A 17,436-nucleotide genomic window follows, 5' to 3' on the forward strand; every position below is an offset into this window, starting at 1 on the left:
AGTACGGGCTACCAGCCGGTAAATTCGATCCTCCGAGCGTTCCGGAATGCTCCACTCTGAAACTTGTTCTAGGTTAGCGCCGCGCGTAGTCTCGCGTGAAAGAGCCGTGAGAAGGGGGCCCGGAGTGACCGCTGAGGCCAGGAAGGACGGCCATCGCGCGGGCTCCGCCCCCGACGGTGACCGGCCGCTGCGCATCGCCCTGCTCAGCTACAAGGGCAACCCGTACTGCGGGGGCCAGGGCGTCTACGTACGGCACCTGTCCCGGGAACTCGCCCGCCTCGGCCACCAGGTCGAGGTCATCGGCGCCCAGCCCTACCCCGTCCTCGACGGGAACGGCACCGGCGGCGCCCCCAATCCGCGCCTGACCGAGCTGCCGAGCCTGGACCTCTACCGGCCCTCGGACCCCTTCCGCAGACCCGCGCGCGGCGAGTACCGCGACTGGATCGACGCCCTCGAAGTCGCCACCATGCTCACCGGCGGCTTCCCCGAGCCGCTCACCTTCTCGCTGCGGGCCGGTCGCCATCTGCGCGCCCGCGCGGGGGAGTTCGACGTCGTGCACGACAACCAGACCCTCGGATACGGGCTGTTGGGCGACCTCGGCGCCCCGCTCGTCACCACCATCCACCATCCGATCACCGTGGACCGGCAGTTGGAGCTGGACGCCGCCCCGCACTGGCGCCGCCGGGCCTCGGTGCGCCGCTGGTACGCCTTCACCCGGATGCAGAAGCGGGTGGCCCGCAGGCTGGAGTCGGTGCTCACCGTCTCCGGCAGCTCCCGGCAGGAGATCGTCGACCACCTCGGCGTCGCGCCCTCCCGCGTCCACGTCGTGCACATCGGCGCCGACACCGGCCTGTTCCGCCCCGACCCCTCGGTGGCCGAGGTGCCCGGCCGGATCGTCACCACCTCCAGCGCGGACGTCCCGCTGAAGGGCCTCGTCCACCTCGTCGAGGCCCTCGCCAAGCTGCGCACCGAGGTGCCCGAGGCCCATCTCGTCGTCGTCGGCAAGCGCGCCGAGGACGGCCCGGTCGCCCAGATGATCGAGCGCTACGGACTCGAGGGCGCCGTCGACTTCGTCAAGGGCATCACCGACGAGGAACTCGTCGACCTGGTCCGCTCCGCCCAAGTGGCCTGCGTACCCTCGCTGTACGAGGGCTTCTCGCTCCCGGCCGCCGAGGCGATGGCCACCGGCACCCCGCTCGTCGCCACCACCGGCGGCGCCATCCCGGAGGTCGCCGGAGCCGACGGGGAGACCTGCCTCGCGGTGCCGCCCGGCGAGTCCGGCGCGCTCGCCGCGGCCCTCGGGCGGCTGCTCGGCGACGAGGGGCTGCGCCGCAGGCTGGGCGCCGCGGGCCGGGAGCGCGTGCTCGCCAACTTCACCTGGGCCGAGGCCGCCCGGGGCACCGCCGAGCGCTACCGCGAGGCCCTCGCCCGCTCCGGCGCCGCCCCCGCGCGCCGCCCCGCCGCCCGCCCGGCGGCGGCCGAAGGAATTGCCGTACCGGATCGCGAAAGCAGGGCCACGTGCTGACCGTCGACTTCTCCCGTTTCCCGCTCGCCGCGGGCGATCGCGTGCTCGACCTCGGCTGCGGGGCCGGGCGGCACGCCTTCGAGTGCTACCGGCGCGGGGCGCAGGTCGTCGCGCTGGACCGGAACGCCGAGGAGATCCGCGAGGTCGCCACCTGGTTCGCCGCCATGAAGGAGGCCAACGAGGCCCCGGCGGGCGCCACCGCCACCGCGATGGAGGGCGACGCGCTCGCGCTGCCCTTCCCCGACGACTCCTTCGACGTCGTCATCATCTCCGAGGTCATGGAGCACATCCCCGACGACAAGGGCGTCCTCGCCGAGATGGTCCGGGTGCTGCGCCCCGGCGGCCGGATCGCGGTGACCGTGCCCCGCTACGGCCCCGAGAAGGTCTGCTGGGCGCTGAGCGACGCCTACCACGAGGTCGAGGGCGGCCACATCCGCATCTACCGGGCCGACGAACTCCTCGACCGGATGCGCGAGGCCGGACTCAAGCCCTACGGCACCCACCACGCGCACGCGCTGCACTCCCCGTACTGGTGGCTCAAGTGCGCCTTCGGCGTGGACAACGACAAGGCGCTGCCGGTGCGCGCATACCACAAGCTGCTCGTCTGGGACATCATGAAGAAGCCGCTGGCCACGCGCCTCGCGGAGCAGTTGCTCAACCCGGTCGTCGGCAAGAGCTTCGTCGCCTACGCCACCAAGCCCCACCTGCCGAAGGCCGAGGCGTGACGAGCCCCGAGCGGACCGAACACCTCGTACTCGACGGCGTCCTCACGGCCGAAGAGGCCGCCCGCACGGTCCGGGGGATCCTCGCCGCCCAGCGCCCGGACGGCGCCATCCCCTGGTTCCGGGGCCACCACCTCGACCCCTGGGACCACACCGAGGCCGCCATGGCGCTGGACGCCTCCGGCGAGCACGAGGCCGCCTGGCGCGCCTACGACTGGCTGGCCCGGCACCAGAACCCGGACGGCTCCTGGTACGCGGCCTACACCGACGGCAACTTCGACGAGGTCAGCGACCGCAGCTGCGAGACCAACTTCACCGCGTACATCGCGGTCGGCGTCTGGCACCACTATCTGGCCACCGGCGACGACACCTTCCTGGACCGGATGTGGCCGGTGGTGGCCCGGGCGATGGAGTTCGTGCTCGGGCTCCAGCAGCCCGGCGGGCAGATCGGCTGGAAGCGGGAGGCGGACGGCACGCCCGTCACCGAGGCGCTGCTCACCGGCTGCTCCTCGATGCACCACGCCCTGCGCTGCGCGCTCGCCCTCGCCGAGCAGCGCGAAGAGCCGCAGCCCGACTGGGAGTTGGCGCTCGGCGCGCTCGGCCACGCGATCCGCTCGCACCCCGAGCTCTTCCTCGACAAGGACCGCTACTCGATGGACTGGTACTACCCGGTCCTCGGCGGCGCGGTCACCGGCGAGGCCGCCAAGTCCCGTATCGCGGCGGGCTGGGACCGCTTCGTGGTGCCGGACCTCGGGGTGCGCTGCGTGGTCCCCAACCCCTGGGTGACCGGCGGCGAATCCGCCGAACTGGCCCTGGCCCTCTGGGCGGTGGGCGAATCCGACCGCGCCCTGGAGATCCTCCAGTCCATCCAGCACCTGCGCGAGCCGGAGAGCGGCCTCTACTGGACCGGCTACGTCTTCGAGGACGCCGCGGTCTGGCCGCGCGAACTCACCACCTGGACCGCCGGATCCGTCCTCCTCGCGGTCGCCGCCCTCGGCGGCGACGAGGCCACCTGCGCGGTCTTCTCCGGCGAACGCCTCCCGCGCGGACTCGCCCCCGACTGCTGCTGAGCCCGCCCGGGCTGTCCGGGCTGCTCGGGCAGTCCGGTCGGCTCAACTCCCTTACGCCCGGGGGCAGTCGGAGGTTCAGGCGTGTCCCGGGGAGGGCCCCGCCGGGTGCGGGCCCCCGCGGTCACCGCGCCGAGACCCGCACCACCCCGGTCACGCTGCCCTGGAGATAACTGCCGTCCGGGGCGATGGTGCCTGCCATCTGCAAGGTGTCGTACGGGAATCCGCGACCGATCCGCCGGGAGCGGGTGACACGGCCGGTGTCGGGGTCGATCTGGGCGTAGCGGTAGCGGTCGAGCAGGCCGGTGCCCTTGGTGCCGGGGATCAGCGGGTCCCGCAGCACGGTGTGCAGCCGGTGGTCGGCCGTCGACAGCTTCGGCACCGCCGCCGACCGCAGGGTGGTGTCCCAGACCTGTTCGCAGCCGGTCCCGTCCGGCCGTACGTCCACCCGCGTCAGCCCGCCCGCGAAGTCCGCCGTGGCGGGGACGGCCTCACCGGCGCCCTCCGGGACCGCCGGATACGGGTAGCCGTAGGTGCCCGCGACGAAGACGCTGCGGCCCGCCCCGATGGGGGAGTTCTCGCTGCCGGGGCCGCCCGCGGCGCGCAGTACCGGCACCGAGCAGACCTGCTCGCCGGTGCCGGTCCGGTAGACCTTCAGATGGACGGTGGTATCGGCGTTGTCGACGATCGCGAGGTAGTCGGTTCCGCTCCCCGGGCCGAGGAAGGTGGGGGTGGAGCCGCTGCCGTGGCTCAGCATGCCGGGCTTGCGCGCCTGTCCGCGGTCGTACGCCCGCCGCCAGACGACCTCGGGCCTGCCCTCGGCCCCGGCGGTGAGCAGATAGGTGGCGTGGGTGGTGGTGACGGCGGTGCCCTCGGGGGCGGTGGAGATGCTGTTGGCGATCCGCTCCCCGTCCGGCAGCTGCCGGGAGCGGACCCGGCCGGTGCGGTCGTCGGCGACGCCCACCACTCCGCCGCCGGTGGCGAACCAGACCCGCCCCCGCCAGTCCGGCGACAGCCCGGTCACCGCGTCCCCCTCGGGCAGCGCGGAGGCCAGCGAGAGCCGCCGCTCGACCGCCAACTCCCATTCTCCCGAGGCTTCTTGGCGGTGCCCGACACGGAGCAGGTCCCGGCTGCCGTCCGCGACGACCAGCCGGTCGCGGTGGTCGAGGTAGGCGTAGACCCCACCGAGCAGCGAGCCCTTGGTGAGCCGCAGGGTGGCCAGCGAGCGGCCGTCCTCCGGGTCGAGCAGGTGGACCGTCGGGACCTGGCCGAGGATCGGCGTGCACAGCGCGACCGCGTACCCGTCGGAGCCGACGAGCACGGTCGGGCAGGCGGAACCGAGCCCGGTCCGCGAGGAGTCCAGGGCCCCGGCACCCGGCCCGGCCAGCGGGGTGGTGTCCGAGGACCCGGTGTCCCCGTGCATCGTCGCCGTGCCGTCGGGACCGGCGTACGGGTTGTGCGGGGGCACCGTGGGGCGCCCGGCACCGCTCGGCGCCGCCCCGGCGGGTACGGCGCCGGCGGTGAGGGCGAGGACGCAGACCAGGGCGGACAGCAGGGCCCGGCGCCGGGGGAGCGGACCCCGGCGGGCGAGAGGACCGGGGGCGGGGGAGCGCGGAGTGTGCGGCATGGGGGACGGGTCCGTCCGTGAGGGTGGGCGGGCAGGGGAGGGCGAGTGCCTGGGTCAACTTGCTTGGGGTGAGGGGGAATTGGCCGTACGGCTCTGAGGTGTCTGCGGCCGTGCGAGAGAGGAGGGGAGGGGTGAGGTACGGGGGAGCGGATCCGCGGATCGGAGGCGTGGAGCGGATACGCGGATCGGGGGCGCGGCGCGCGGAGCGGCGTGACGGTGCGGAAGGCCGGGGCCGGGGCCGGAGTCGGGCCCGGAGTCGGATCCGGGAGGGCGTGGCTCGCGGGTGCGGTCGCTGCCGGGGTGAAGCCACCGCCGGGTTCAGCGCGGGCGGTTCAGCGCGCGTCTGTACAGAGGGCGCCGGAGGTCCGTGCGAGGTCGACATGACGTCGGCGGGTGAGCAGCTGGCGCCGGGGCTTCATGGGCGTGATCGAAGCAGCCGTACCTCGGCGGGGTCAAGGCCTTCGGGGCGGCGTCCCGCAGGGTGGACCAGGGAGGACGTCCTGCGCGGAGGAACGGCGGAGCAGGCGGAGAGGGGGCGGAGCCAGGAGTGAGGGCGGAGCAAGGAGAAGCGGAGCCAGGAGTGAGGGTGGAGCGAGGAGAAGCGGAGGGGAGACCGGAGGGCGTGCCCGCATCCGTACGACGGCGGAGTCCGTACTCGGAACCGCGGCGGCAAAGCCCAGGTGCGGGGCGGTAGCGGTCGATCGAGGGGGCGGGCGGCCGGGCGCCAGGCGCGTGCCGGGTGTCTTCGGGTGCGGGCCGGGTGTGGGCCGGGCGTGGGCCGGGTGTGCTCCGGGTACGGCGAAGGCCCCCGTTCCGAGGAGCGGGGGCCTTCGGGGACTGCCGTGCGGGGCCTCAGCCGCGCTGGATGCCGGAGGTGTCCTGGAGGACGCCGCGGCGGCCGTCCTGGGTCTGCGCGATCAGGTTCGGACCGCGCTGCTCGACGGCCAGGTACCAGGTACCGGGGGCCAGTTCGGCGATCGGCGTCGGCGCACCGTCCTCACCGAAGAGCGGGCGGGCCACCGGCACCGCGAACCAGAACGGGGTGAAGTCCCCGCCGCCCTGGGCGGCCGGGGCCGGGGCCGCCTGCTGCTGCGGCTGGCCCGGCTGCGGGGCGCCGTAGGGCTGCTGGCCGCCGAAGGACTGCTGCGGCTGGCCACCGGGGTAGCCGTAACCGCCCTGCGGCTGGCCGCCGTAGGGCTGGGGAGCGGCCTGGCCGGGGGTGCCGGCGAGCGGGGCCTTGAGGGCCGGGAGCACGAGGGTGGCGACCGCGGCGGCGGCCAGCACCAGGGAGGCGATGAAGCCGAGGATCAGACCGGCGCCGGCGTCGATGTCCGGGACGTTCTGTCCGCCGTCCACGAAGGTGCCCGGGTCGATCAGCGACCAGAGCGCGCCCCAGGCGGAGGCGACGGTCAGTACGACACCGGCCTGGCCGAGGTCGATGCCCAGCACCTTCGGCTGGTTGGGCAGGCCCCGCGCGACGACGATCAGGGCCGCACCGGCGATCCCCGCGACGTACACGCTCATGACGAGGCCGAGGTTGTCCCAGGCCATGGGGGTGTCGTCGCCGAAGTCGTCGATGGTGTCGAGGAACGAGGCGATGAACAGCAACACCGCTGCTCCGATCACCACGCCGTCGCCTCGAGTGAGGGATCGGATGTTCACTTCAGGTCCTTCGTCAGGTGGTCTCGTCCGTGGAGGCGTCGCTGGCACCGCAGTCGGATCAGGCGCTGTCGGAAGTCGGCTTCCTGGCCGGACATCGCGGTGTGAAGCGCGGGGATGGCCCCCCATCGTAAGGGTGACCATATCGTCAGTCGGCGGAGCGTGTTTACCCGGCCCATACCCTGGACCGTGCTACCTGCGCAGAAAGCTCTGGATGCCCTCGGAGATCCCTTGCGCGGCTTTCTGGCGCCAGTCACTGCTTGTGACCAGAGCGGCGTCTTTTGCGTCACGCATATTGCCGCACTCGATGAACACCTTCGGCACCGTGGACAGGTTGAGCCCGCCGAGGTCGCTGCGGGTGTCCAGGCCGGTGCCGCCGCCGATGTAGTTGGAGGGGGCGCTGCGGGTGACGCGGAGGAAGTTGCCCGCGATGCGCTCGCCCAACTCCCGTGAGGGGGCGGTGATCTTGCGGGTGTCCGCGGCGCCCGCGTGCACCGAGGCCGGGAGGATCACATGGAAGCCGCGGTTGCCGGGCGCGGAGCCGTCGGCGTGGATCGACACCGCGGCGTCGGCGCCCGCGGTGTTGCCGATCCGGGCGCGCTCGTCGACGCAGGGGCCCCACGGGCGGTCGCCGTCGTGCGTCAACCGGACGGTGGCGCCCTGCTCTTCCAGCAGGGTGCGCAGCCGGTGGGCGACGTCCAGGGTGAATTTCGCCTCCGGATAACCGCCGTTGGTGGCGGTGCCGGTGGTGTCGCATTCCTTGCTGACTGCGCCGATATTCACCTGGCGATTGATTTCCGCCGAATGGGAGCTGTTGCCCGTGTTGTGACCGGGATCGATCACCACGGTCTTTCCCTTGAGCGGGCCCGAACTCCCCTTGCCGGGTCTGCCCTTGTCGTCCTCTTCGCCGTCGCCGCGGCCCTTGTCCTTGTCCTTGCCGCCGTCCTCGCCCTTGCCACCGGGACCGGTGGCGGAGGCCGAGGGATCGGGGGAGGAGCTGGGGCCGGCGCTCGGCGAGGAGGCGGAGACGGAGGGCGCGGGCCCGCCCTGCGGCTTCCCGTCACCGGAGTCGGCGGTCGCCTGCCACACCAGCCAGCCGATGAGCGCGGCGGGCACCAGGGCCGCCGCCGTCACGGTCAGGGCACGGCGGTTGCGGCGCGGCGGGCGGGGATCGCTGTCCGGAGTCACATACGACACAGGGCCCGACCCTAGGGCATGCCGGGTGCCTCGCGCCGGGGACCGCCGCTTCCCGGGGGCCGTGCGGAGGGTGGCGGGTGCGGTGGAGTCCGCGGTTCCGTACCGGCCTTCGGGGTTCCGTCCCGGCCTTCGGGGCGGGGCCCGCCTCCGGGAGGGAGCGGAAAGGGGGGCGGAAGCCGGGCCCCGGGGCGGGGCAGCGCCGACCGGTGTCAGCTCTGGGTTCGTGCGTCCGCCGGTGCCGTCCGCCGCAGCACCCGGAGTGAACGGGTCACCGAGATCTCCGTGAACTCGCCCGATTCCAGGGCACGTTGGTGGATCCGGTACGGGGCCTGGCCGCCCTCGGCGGGGTCCGGGAAGACGTCGTGGATGACGAGGGTGCCGCCCTCGGCGACCTTGGGCGCCCAGCCCTCGTAGTCGCCGTTCGCGTGCTCGTCGGTGTGGCCGCCGTCGATGAAGACCAGGCCGAGGGCGCCCTGCCAGAGCCGGGCCACCTGCGGCGAGCGGCCCACCACGGCGACCACGTGCTCCTCCAGGTCCGCCCGGTACAGGGTGCGGCGGAACTCGGGCAGGGTGTCCATCCGGCTGTCCAGGCCCGGGGCGCGGTCGACGAGCTCCGGGTCGTGGTACTCCCAGCCCGGCTGCTGCTCCTCGCTGCCCCGGTGGTGGTCCACGGTCACCGCGGTGAGCCCGGCCGCACGGGCGACGGCGGCGAGCAGCAGCGTCGAACGCCCGCAGTAGGTGCCCACTTCGAGCAGCGGCAGCCCGAGCGCGGCGGCCTCGGCGGCGGCCGCGTACAGGGCGAGGCCCTCGTCCAGCGGCATGAAGCCCTTCGCGGCTTCGAAGGCGGCGAGCACCTTCGGCTCGGGGGTCTTCGACGCGGCCTCGGCGGCCATGGGCTTCCTCCTGCGGTACGGCGCGTGCGCGCGGGCGTGCGCGGCCCATGCTGCCGTACCGCGCCCCGGGCCCGGCGCCCGGGGCGCGCGGCTCAGTGCGCGGCCGGTGCCTCCTCGGCCTCGCTCGCCGAGGGCAGCCGCACCTCGACCTCGACCAGGTCACCGGGCCCGGCATAGGTCGCCGAGCAGGCCTGCGGGCCGTGGCCGGGGGACCGGGCGGCGAGGACGAAGGTGCCGCTGTGCGGGGCGGGCAGCGCGAAGCGGCCCTCGGCGTCGCTGTGCGTGGCCCCGGCGCGCCGCCCGCGTCCGTCGATCAGGGTGACCCGGGCCAGGGCGAGCGGCAGGCCCGCGGCGTCGAGCACCCGGCCGTGGAAGCCGTCCTGCTGCCGGGCGCCCGCCGGGGCCGCGGACGGCTCCGGGGCGGCGGCGGTCCTGTCCAGCGCGGCCTTTCGCTGCGAGGGCAGGAAGAGGGCCAGGACCAGACCGGCCGCGACCGCGCCCGCCGCGATGAGGAAGGAGAGCCGGAAGCCCTCCATCGTGGGTATCGCCACGGGTCCGGACTGCTGTGCCGTATGCGCCAGGACCATGCCGATGACGGCGCTGGAGACCGAGGTGCCGATGGACCGCATCAGGGTGTTGAGGCCGTTGGCGGCGCCGGTCTCGGAGGGGTCCACCGCGCCGATGATCAGCGCGGGCAGCGAGGAGTAGGCGAGGCCGATGCCGCCGCCCACCACGATCGAGAGGACCACGGTCTGCCAGGCGGCGTTCATCATGCCGAGCCCCGCCGTGTAGCCGAGGCCGATGATCAGCATGCCGAGGATGAGCGTGGTCTTCGGGCCGTGCTTCGCGGAGATCCGCGCGTACAGCGGGGCGGTGAGCATCATCGTCAGGCCGAGCGGGGCCACGCACAGACCGGCCACCACCATCGACTGGCCGAGGCCGTACCCCGTGGAGGTGGGCAGCTGGAGCACCTGCGGCAGGACCAGCGAGATCGCGTAGAAGGCGACCCCGACCATGATCGAGGCGAGGTTGGTGAGCAGCACCTCGCGGCGTGCCGTGGTGCGCAGGTCGACCAGCGGGGCGGTGGTGCGCAGCTCGTAGACGGCCCACAGCAGGAGCACCGCCACCGAGGCCCCGAACAGTCCGAGCACCCGGCCGGAGGCCCAGCCCCAGTCGCTGCCCTTGGTGACCGGCAGCAGCAGGAGGATCAGCCCCACCGAGAGGCCGAGCGAGCCCGGGACGTCGAAGCGGCCCTCGGCCCGCACGGCGGACTCCGGCACGGTGAGCAGGGTGAGCACGATCGACACCGCGCCGAGTCCCGCGGCGACGAAGAACAGGGTGTGCCAGTCGGTGTTCTGCGCCACCACGGCGGCCAGCGGGAGGGCGAGTCCGCCGCCGACGCCGATGGAGGAGGACATCAGGGCCATCGCCGAGCCGAGCTTCTCGCGGGGCAGCTCGTCGCGCATCAGGCCGATGCCGAGCGGGATGGCGCCCATCGCGAAGCCCTGCAGCGCGCGGCCCGCGATCATGAGGATCAGATCGCTGGTGAAGGCGCATATCAGGGAGCCCACGACCATCACGGCCAGGCTCAGGAGCAGCATCCTGCGCTTGCCGTAGAGGTCGCCGAGCCGCCCCATGATCGGGGTCGAGACGGCGCCCGAGAGCAGGGTGGAGGTGAGCACCCAGGTGGCGTTGCTCGGCGAGGTGCCGAGCAGCACCGGCAGGTCCTTGATCACCGGCACGAGCAGCGTCTGCATGACCGCGACCACGATTCCCGCGAAGGCGAGCACGGGCACCAGGCCGGTGCCCCGGGGCCCCTTGTCGGGGTCGTCGGGGAGTACGGACAGGGGAACGGCCGCGGGGGCGGTGGTGCTGTCGTGCGGATCGGTCTGCGTCATCGCGTGCGTGCTCCAGGAAGGCCGTGGCCGCCAGGCCGGGGCTGAACAGGTGCCGGATCAGAACAAGGGCCGCCGGGCGCGCGACGGCAGCGGCGCGCACCGTCCGGCGGGAGGTGTCGGGCCGTACGGAGGTCGGGCCGTACGGAGACACGGAGACAAGGTCGGAAAGGAGATAGTTGCACGGTGAACGTGCCTCTTCGGCGCGGCTATTCCCCGGGCGGGCCCTCCGGCGGAATCCTTGACCGTTTCATTAGACGTCCCCCTCCTCGCGGGCGCCCCTCTCCCCGGAACGCCCCTCCTCGCACGGACGCCCCTCACCTCTGGGACGCCCTCTCTCCTCGGACGCCTTCATTGGACACCCTCGCCGGGTGGCGCGGGGGAGCCTGTGGACAACCCCCCGGTTGTGGACAACTCCGGTCGCGGGGAAGGCCGCGGGGAAGGCCGCGGCGTGAGGCGCGGGTCCGGCCGGCCTCTCCTCCGGCAGCCTCAGAGCCAGCCCTGGCTGCGGGCCTCGCGCAGCGCCTCCGTGCGGTTGCGGGTGCCGGTCTTGCCGATCGCCGCGGAGAGGTAGTTGCGTACGGTGCTCTCCGAGAGGTGCAGGGCCTGCGCGATGTCGGCGACGGTGGAGCCGTCGGCGCCCGCGGTCAGCACGTCGGCCTCGCGCCGGGTGAGCGGGCTCGGGCCCGCGCTCAGCGCGGCGGCGGCCAGCGCGGGGTCCACGACGGTCTCGCCGCGCAGCACCCGGCGCACCGAGCGGGCGAGTTCCTCCACCGGGCCGTCCTTGACCAGGAAGCCGCGGGCCCCCGCCTCCATCGCGCGGCGCAGATAGCCGGGCCTGCCGAAGGTCGTGAGGATCAGCACCCGGCAGCCGGGGCAGCGGGTACGCAGCTCGGCGGCGGCGTCCAGCCCGCTGCGGCCCGGCAGTTCGATGTCCAGGAGCGCCACGTCGGGGGCGGTCTCCAGGGCCGCCGCCAGGATCTCGTCCCCGCGCCCGACCTGGGCCACCACCTCGATGTCGGGTTCGAGGCCGAGCAGCAGCGCGAGGGCGCCGCGCATCATGCCCTGGTCCTCGGCGAGCAGGACCCGTACGGACCCGGTGGGGGAGTGCGCCTCGGCGGTCTCGGTCATGGGCCAAGGCTAGGCTCGTCGACCGGCCTGGCGGCGGGCAGGGGAAGCCGGGCCACCACCCGGAAGCCCTGCCCCTTTGCGGGCCCCGACTCCAGTGAGCCGCCCACCGCGGCGAGGCGTTCGGCCAGGCCCCGGAGACCGCTGCCCGGAGTGCCCGGGCCGGGGCCCCGGCCGTCGTCGGTGACCACCAGGCGCACCTCCTCGCCCTCGGACTCCACGGTGAACTCGCAGTGCCCGGCCCGGGAGTGGCGTACCGCGTTGGTGGCGCTCTCCCGGACCACCCAGCCGAGCAGGGCGGCCGAGTGCGGGTCGAGCGGCGGGCCCGACTGGCGGACCGCCGTCTCGATGCCCGCGCAGCGCAGGGCCTCGCGGGCCCGGTCGAGTTCGGCGCCGAGGCTGCTCTCGCGGTAGCCGGTGACCGCCTCGCGGATCTCGGTGAGCGCCTGGCGGCCGACCGACTCGATCTCGTCGATCTGCGCGAGCGCGGCGGCCAAATCGCGCGGGGCCAGGCGGCGGGCGACCTCCGACTTGACCACGATCACCGAGAGGGTGTGGCCGAGCAGGTCGTGCAGGTCGCGGGAGAAGCGCAGCCGCTCCTTCTCCACCGCGGTACGGGCCAGTTCCTGCCGGGTGGCGCGCAGTTCGACCACGGTCTCGGACAGGGCCAGGATCGCGGCGGTGACCAGGGCGGAGAGCAGGGCGCCGTAGGAGATGGTGAACCCCTGCCAGCCGCCCTTCCAGGCGCCGACCACCGCGGACAGGACGGTCAGCGCGAGCACGGTCACGATCAGCGGCCGTCCGCGCAGGACCGATCCGCAGGCGAGCCCGAACAGCGGGAAGAAGGTCAGCCAGCTGCCGCCGTAGCCCGTGGCGAGCGCCAGGGTGACCAGGCCGAGGGCGGCGAGCGCCACCCGGGTCGCCGTGCTGTCCCGCTTCGCGCGGTCGAAGGCGCGGAAGACCACCGCGATGTAGAGGGAGTTGAAGGCGAGCAGGCCGAGCCCGCCGATCACCGGGTTCGAGGCCTTGCCCTGGAGCAGATGGGAGAGCGATCCCAGGCCGAGCAGCAGCCAGGGCAGCAGGGTGAAGCCGCTCGGCGGCGGCCCGGGCCGGTCGCCGTCCCGCCGCCCGCGCCAGGACCGGCGCCGCGGCTTCTCGCGCCCCGCCGCCCGCTCCGTCGCCCGCCCCGCCGCTCCGTCCGCCGTCGGCTCCGCCGTGTGCCCCGTGTACGTCATACCCCGACGGTACGGAGTGCCCGGACGGCGGCGGCAGAGTCGGCTGTCCGCTCCTGGGCGGGACAAATGTCACGGTCGTACGGGGCCGCCACGGTAACTGACGCGGCGTCAGACGGCCCGTTGCTCCGCCCTTCCCAACCGCGGGGCGCTGGGCTATACAAGGGGAGGCCAGGAGGGGCGCGTTCCGGAACACCGGGGTGTGCGCGGCCGGGTCACCGTCGCGCGGGCCTCCGCGCCCAGCCCCGAGGAGCAGCACCGTATGCCCATCGATGCCGCCGAGGCGCTCGCCGCGGAGCCGGTCTCCGAGACGATCCGCTGGGACCACAAGGACGTGCAGCTCTACCACCTCGGTCTCGGCGCCGGAGTCCCCGCGACCGACCCCGCCGAACTGCGCTACACCCTGGAGTCCTCGCTGCACGTACTGCCCAGCTTCGCCACCGTCGCGGGCGGCGGCCTCGGCTTCGTGGGCGCGCTCGGCGCACCCGGCCTCGACATCGATCTCACCGATGTGCTGCACGGCGGCCAGCACATCGAGCTGCACCGGCCGCTGCCGGTCAAGGGCGAGGCGGTCACCACCTCGCAGGTCGGCGCCGTCTGGGACAAGGGCAAGGCCGCCGTCCTGGTGCTGCGGACCGAGGCCGCCGACGCGGACGGCCCGCTGTGGACCGGCGAGGCGCAGATCTTCGTCCGCGGCGAGGGCGGCTTCGGCGGCGAACGCGGCCCCGCCGCCCGCCTCGACCCGCCCACCGGCGCCCCCGACCACACCGTGGAGCGGGCCATCCGCGAGGAGCAGGCGCTGCTCTACCGGCTCTCCGGCGACTGGAACCCGCTGCACGCCGACCCCGAGTTCGCCCGCCTCGCCGGTTTCGAACGCCCCATCCTGCACGGCCTGTGCTCGTACGGGATGACACTGAAGGCCGTCGTCGACACCGTGCTCGGCGGGGAGGTGGCCCGGGTCCGCTCCTACCGCACCCGTTTCGCCGGGGTCGTCTTCCCCGGGGAGACCCTGCGGATCCGGATGTGGGCGGCGGAGGGCTCCGTACGGGCCGAGGTCACCGCGGTGGAACGGGAGGACGCGCCGGTCCTCACCGACACCGTGGTCACGCATTCCTGACGGCGGGAGTCGCGGAGGCTCCGGCGTCGCGTCTTCCCGAGGCTCCGACGATGGCACGCGTTTCTGAGACTCCCTCGTCACGTCTTCCCGGGACCTCGACGTCACGCGTTCCCGGGACTCCCTCGTCATGCGTTTCTCAGACTCCGACATCACGCGTCCCTGGGGCTCCGGCCTCGGGAATGCGGGTGACTCCCGAGGCCGGTCGTGCGGCCCCGCATGCCCCCTGAACGGCGCAGGCCCGGTGCCCCCTCGGACGGCGAAGGCCCGGCACCGTGCGGTGCCGGGCCCTCTTGGCCGGTGCGGATTGGCCGGTGCCCTCTGACCGGTGCGGGCGGCCGGGTGGTGCGGGCCGGTTCAGGCGCCGCCCTGGGGGGTCGGCGCGGCCGACTGTCCGGGTTGCCTGCGGTGGCGGCCGTGCGGGGCCGCTTCCTGTTCCTGTTCGGCGACCGGGCCGCGGTGGCGCCCCGCCCCCTCGGCCGCCTGGTTCTCGTCCGTCTCGGTGCGCTGCTCGGCGTGAGCGTCGGTCATCGGAAGGTCACTCCGTCACAAGATCGTTCATGGCGGCCGCCGAGTCTAACGAGCCGTCTCCTTCGGCCCGAGCGGCGCCTCACGCAGAGGAACCGGCCGGGCCGGGCTCTTGTTCCCGTTCCGCCCGCCGCCCGCGGGCGGTCCGTCCCCGTCCGGGGGCGGCGGCGCCTGCCGCTCCGCCGCCCCCGTGGCCCGGCCCGCCCCCACCCCCGGGCCGGGCAGCTCGGCGCGGGCCGGCCACGGCGGCGCCGGTACCCGCGCCACTCCGCAGGGCACCGCGTTCGTGACGTACGGCAGCCGCAGCACGCCCTCCGCGGTCCAGAGCCCGGCGCCGGTCAACCAGCCCTGCGGTGGCGCGAGTTGGTGGAGCGTGCGGTCGAGGGGGCGCCAGAGGCCCAGCCGGCCCGCGGGCGGGCCCTCGATGCGCAAGGCCACCGCGGCGGTCTCCGGCATCAGGGTCTGCCCCGGCTGGACCGCGATCGGCGTCACCGTGCACTCCGGCACGCGCAGACAGGCCGGGAAGCGCACCGGGAGGGTGCTGCCGAGCACGCCCCAGCCGAGGCGTTCGCGGCCCGGCGAGGGCGCGTCGGAGCGCAGCAGGAGCAGCCCGCTGTCCAGGTCGGCGAGCAGCAGCCGGTCGTTGCTCTCCTCGGTGAGCTGGAGGAAGGGCGAGACCTCGCCGCCGCGCTGGAGGTCGACGGTGACGGTCTTGGTCCGCCCGCCGCTCTCCCGGTCCAGGGCGAGCATCCGCCCCGCGCGGTCCAGCCAGACCCCGCCCGAGCAGCGCCCCGGCACCTCGGCCACCAGCTCCGGGCCGCGCGTCCCGCCCGCCACCAGCCACAGGTCGGTGGACTCGGCGCGGACCGCGAGGGCGTAGGCGGCGTGGCCCTGCGGGGTGGGCGGCAGCAGGGTGAGGCCCGCCGACTCGACGGTGCCGAGCGGGAGTTCGCCGGTGCCGGGTCCGGTGGGGTAGAGCAGCGCGAAGGCGTGGCTCTCCGCCTCCGGCCGGTGGATCAGGACCCGGCCGTCGGCCAGGGGCTGGACCGCGGCGCCGGGCTCCTCGGTGCGGGCCGAGGGCAGCGGCACCGCGTAGGGCTCGGGTCCGCCCAGGGTCCAGCGCTCCGGGTAAAAGGATTCTCCATCTGTGGCCAGGCGCGCGGCATAGGAGCCGTCGGCGGCGATCGAGCACTGCGGGTGCCGGGCCGCACTGTCCGGGCCGCCGGTCGCGGTTTCGAGGGCACAGGCCGTCATCGTGGGTCACCTCCGGCGCACGAAGCTAGTTTTCGCCGGGCCCCTCGCGGCAACGGAGGCCGTCCGGTTCACACAGAAGAGTGGTGCTTCGGGAGATTCCCTGAGGGCGCCCGAAGGGTGTGCTCGCGCGCACAGGGGCGCGCGGGAAAGCAGTACACGCGGGCGCTACCGACCATCCGCGCGCCCGAGCGTGCAAGGGCGCACGCCCCCTGGTCAGCACCGCCTCCGACTGGTTCGCGCCGCCCCTCACCACCCGGTACGGCACCGGTGGCCGGCCCCCGAGCGGGGACCGGCCACCGCGGTGGGCCCCGTCTCCCCGGGGGCGCACCGCCACGTCGCCCGCCCGGCCCCCACAGCCGGGCCGGCGTGCGTCGCCCTCAGCCGGGGAGTCCGAGCCCGGCGGCCAGTGTGGGCCATGAAGCTGTGAATTCCCGCTCCCAGAACTCCCAGGCGTGCAGTCCGCCCTGGTAGAAGTGCACCCGCGCGGGGATCCCGGCGGCCTTCAGCTTCCGCGCGAAGCCCTGCGCCTGGCCCCAGAGGGTGCCTTCGAGGACCGCCGCCTCCAGGTTGCCGAAGTCCTCGCTCGGCAGCCCGCTGCCCTGCGAGAGGTAGAGCCCGGTCCCGTCGAGGGAGTCCACCAGGGCGGCCGGATTGTGGCGGTTCCAGTTGGCCCGGGCAAGCAGCGGCGGACCCCACAGCGCACCGGGCAGCTTCCCCTCGCGCGCGACGATGGCGCTCAGCACGGTCGGCATGCCGAAGGCCGTGGTGTCCGTGATGCCGCTGTAGGAGGCGGCGGCGCCGAAGGTGCCGGGATGCCGGGCCGCCAGGGCGAGGGCGCCGTAGCCGCCGGTGGACACCCCGGCCACCGCGCGCCGCTCACCCGCCCGGAAGCGCTCGCGCAGCAGCCGCCCCAACTCCTCGGTCTGGAAGGCCTCGTAGTCCTGGGCGCCGGGCAGGCCGAAGTTCCACCAGTCGGTGGGGATGCCGGTCGGGCCCGAGGACGGCAGCACGGTCAGGACGTCCTTGTCGGCGAGGAAGGACTCCACGCCGGTCTCGCGCGTCCAGGAGGTGTAGTCGTCGTGGGCGCCCTGGAGCAGGAAGAGGACGGGCCAGCGGCGCTCCGGCTCGCCGGCGAAGCCCTTGGGCAGGATCACCCGGACCCGGGCCGTGGTGCCGAGGGCGGGCGAGTCGACGGTGAGGTCGAGGGTGCGCGCGCCGGCCTTCTCCTCCGCGAGGATCCGGGCCCCCTCCGCGCCCTGGTGCCGCCCGGCGTCCGCGGCCGGGGCGCCGGAGGCCTCCGGCACCAGGAGCGCACCGGAACCGGCGAGCAGCACGCTCGCGGCCAGGGCGAGCAGCTTCGTACGCCGGGGAGTTGTGCGGGCGCGGTGGCGCGGGGAGGACGGCATGGTCACCTCGTCGGGGGTACGGGGGTACGGGGGTACGGGGGTACGGGGGGGGGTACGGGGGTACGGGTCGCGGGGTTCGGGCGGGGGAGGGCGGTGGGGGTGAGCGCCGCCCGGTCCGGCGGAGGGTGAGGAAACCGGGCGGCGCGTCTGGGGGCCGGGGCGGAGGAGGGGCGTCCCCGCTCCCTCGCG

General features: G+C 74.4%; 15 protein-coding genes. 4 read left to right on the forward strand and 11 right to left on the reverse strand.

Annotated elements, in window-relative coordinates; all coding sequences use genetic code 11:
• Nucleotides 1-124 precede the first annotated feature (124 nt).
• From MID12_RS24670 to MID12_RS24680, 3 genes are read left to right on the forward strand one after another with little or no spacing between them, the layout of a single operon-like run.
• Nucleotides 125-1,525, forward strand: a complete 1,401-nt coding sequence (locus tag MID12_RS24670; protein ID WP_263170810.1) for a glycosyltransferase family 4 protein — start codon at nucleotides 125-127, stop codon at nucleotides 1,523-1,525.
• Nucleotides 1,519-2,250, forward strand: coding sequence for a class I SAM-dependent methyltransferase (locus MID12_RS24675; RefSeq protein WP_040254029.1), 732 nt, complete (start codon nucleotides 1,519-1,521; stop codon nucleotides 2,248-2,250). Before MID12_RS24670 ends, MID12_RS24675 begins: the two co-directional genes overlap by 7 nt.
• The gene (locus MID12_RS24680; protein ID WP_040254031.1) at nucleotides 2,247-3,317 is read left to right on the forward strand and encodes a prenyltransferase/squalene oxidase repeat-containing protein; all 1,071 of its coding nucleotides are present in this window, start codon (nucleotides 2,247-2,249) and stop codon (nucleotides 3,315-3,317) included. Before MID12_RS24675 ends, MID12_RS24680 begins: the two co-directional genes overlap by 4 nt.
• A gap of 121 nt (nucleotides 3,318-3,438) precedes the next feature.
• On the opposite strand, the gene MID12_RS24685 is transcribed toward MID12_RS24680, so the two are convergent.
• The 8 genes from MID12_RS24685 to MID12_RS24715 form a co-directional block, all read right to left on the reverse strand.
• On the reverse strand, nucleotides 3,439-4,941 hold the full coding sequence (locus MID12_RS24685) for a hypothetical protein (protein WP_263170811.1): 1,503 nt from the start codon (nucleotides 4,939-4,941) through the stop codon (nucleotides 3,439-3,441).
• Between the two features lie 332 nt (nucleotides 4,942-5,273).
• Nucleotides 5,274-5,360, reverse strand: coding sequence for a putative leader peptide (locus tag MID12_RS32320; RefSeq protein WP_317633427.1), 87 nt, complete (start codon nucleotides 5,358-5,360; stop codon nucleotides 5,274-5,276).
• Between the two features lie 433 nt (nucleotides 5,361-5,793).
• Nucleotides 5,794-6,603, reverse strand: a complete 810-nt coding sequence (locus MID12_RS24690; RefSeq protein WP_263170812.1) for a DUF5336 domain-containing protein — start codon at nucleotides 6,601-6,603, stop codon at nucleotides 5,794-5,796.
• A 189-nt stretch (nucleotides 6,604-6,792) separates the two neighbouring features.
• A complete protein-coding gene (locus tag MID12_RS24695) occupies nucleotides 6,793-7,797 on the reverse strand; it encodes an N-acetylmuramoyl-L-alanine amidase (protein WP_263170814.1) in 1,005 nt (334 codons plus the stop codon).
• Between the two features lie 209 nt (nucleotides 7,798-8,006).
• Entirely contained in the window at nucleotides 8,007-8,690 is a 684-nt protein-coding gene (locus tag MID12_RS24700; protein ID WP_263170815.1) for a class I SAM-dependent methyltransferase, read from the reverse strand.
• A 92-nt stretch (nucleotides 8,691-8,782) separates the two neighbouring features.
• A complete protein-coding gene (locus MID12_RS24705) occupies nucleotides 8,783-10,588 on the reverse strand; it encodes an MFS transporter (protein WP_263170817.1) in 1,806 nt (601 codons plus the stop codon).
• Between the two features lie 486 nt (nucleotides 10,589-11,074).
• The gene (locus tag MID12_RS24710; RefSeq protein WP_040254039.1) at nucleotides 11,075-11,716 is read right to left on the reverse strand and encodes a response regulator transcription factor; all 642 of its coding nucleotides are present in this window, start codon (nucleotides 11,714-11,716) and stop codon (nucleotides 11,075-11,077) included.
• Complete coding sequence (locus tag MID12_RS24715) at nucleotides 11,713-12,948, reverse strand: sensor histidine kinase (RefSeq protein ID WP_052482604.1); 1,236 nt, start codon at nucleotides 12,946-12,948, stop codon at nucleotides 11,713-11,715. Before MID12_RS24715 ends, MID12_RS24710 begins: the two co-directional genes overlap by 4 nt.
• Nucleotides 12,949-13,207: 259 nt before the next feature.
• Here MID12_RS24715 and MID12_RS24720 point away from each other — a divergent pair, with 259 nt between their 5' ends.
• The gene (locus MID12_RS24720) at nucleotides 13,208-14,062 is read left to right on the forward strand and encodes a MaoC/PaaZ C-terminal domain-containing protein (protein WP_263170820.1); all 855 of its coding nucleotides are present in this window, start codon (nucleotides 13,208-13,210) and stop codon (nucleotides 14,060-14,062) included.
• A 354-nt stretch (nucleotides 14,063-14,416) separates the two neighbouring features.
• Here the strand turns inward: MID12_RS24720 and MID12_RS24725 are convergent, their stop codons facing one another.
• From MID12_RS24725 to MID12_RS24735, 3 genes are all read right to left on the reverse strand, one after another.
• On the reverse strand, nucleotides 14,417-14,590 hold the full coding sequence (locus tag MID12_RS24725; RefSeq protein WP_263170821.1) for a hypothetical protein: 174 nt from the start codon (nucleotides 14,588-14,590) through the stop codon (nucleotides 14,417-14,419).
• Between the two features lie 45 nt (nucleotides 14,591-14,635).
• Complete coding sequence (locus tag MID12_RS24730; protein ID WP_263170823.1) at nucleotides 14,636-15,841, reverse strand: hypothetical protein; 1,206 nt, start codon at nucleotides 15,839-15,841, stop codon at nucleotides 14,636-14,638.
• 377 nt (nucleotides 15,842-16,218) lie between these two features.
• Nucleotides 16,219-17,247, reverse strand: a complete 1,029-nt coding sequence (locus tag MID12_RS24735) for an alpha/beta hydrolase (protein WP_263173437.1) — start codon at nucleotides 17,245-17,247, stop codon at nucleotides 16,219-16,221.
• Between the last annotated feature and the right edge of the window lie 189 nt (nucleotides 17,248-17,436).

Origin of the sequence: Streptomyces sp. SCSIO ZS0520 (assembly GCF_025643355.1) — a bacterium.
GTDB lineage: Bacteria > Actinomycetota > Actinomycetes > Streptomycetales > Streptomycetaceae > Streptomyces > Streptomyces physcomitrii.

Bases quoted from the DNA above. Each gene is read 5' to 3' on its own strand.
- MID12_RS24685 (WP_263170811.1), bottom strand. From the start codon at position 4,941: ATGCCGCACACTCCGCGCTCCCCCGCCCCCGGTCCTCTCGCCCGCCGG.
- MID12_RS32320 (WP_317633427.1), bottom strand. From the start codon at position 5,360: ATGAAGCCCCGGCGCCAGCTGCTCACCCGCCGACGTCATGTCGACCTC.
- MID12_RS24700 (WP_263170815.1), bottom strand. From the start codon at position 8,690: ATGGCCGCCGAGGCCGCGTCGAAGACCCCCGAGCCGAAGGTGCTCGCC.
- MID12_RS24705 (WP_263170817.1), bottom strand. From the start codon at position 10,588: ATGACGCAGACCGATCCGCACGACAGCACCACCGCCCCCGCGGCCGTT.
- MID12_RS24710 (WP_040254039.1), bottom strand. From the start codon at position 11,716: ATGACCGAGACCGCCGAGGCGCACTCCCCCACCGGGTCCGTACGGGTC.
- MID12_RS24715 (WP_052482604.1), bottom strand. From the start codon at position 12,948: ATGACGTACACGGGGCACACGGCGGAGCCGACGGCGGACGGAGCGGCG.
- MID12_RS24720 (WP_263170820.1), top strand. From the start codon at position 13,208: ATGCCCATCGATGCCGCCGAGGCGCTCGCCGCGGAGCCGGTCTCCGAG.
- MID12_RS24725 (WP_263170821.1), bottom strand. From the start codon at position 14,590: ATGACCGACGCTCACGCCGAGCAGCGCACCGAGACGGACGAGAACCAG.
- MID12_RS24730 (WP_263170823.1), bottom strand. From the start codon at position 15,841: ATGACGGCCTGTGCCCTCGAAACCGCGACCGGCGGCCCGGACAGTGCG.
- MID12_RS24735 (WP_263173437.1), bottom strand. From the start codon at position 17,247: ATGCCGTCCTCCCCGCGCCACCGCGCCCGCACAACTCCCCGGCGTACG.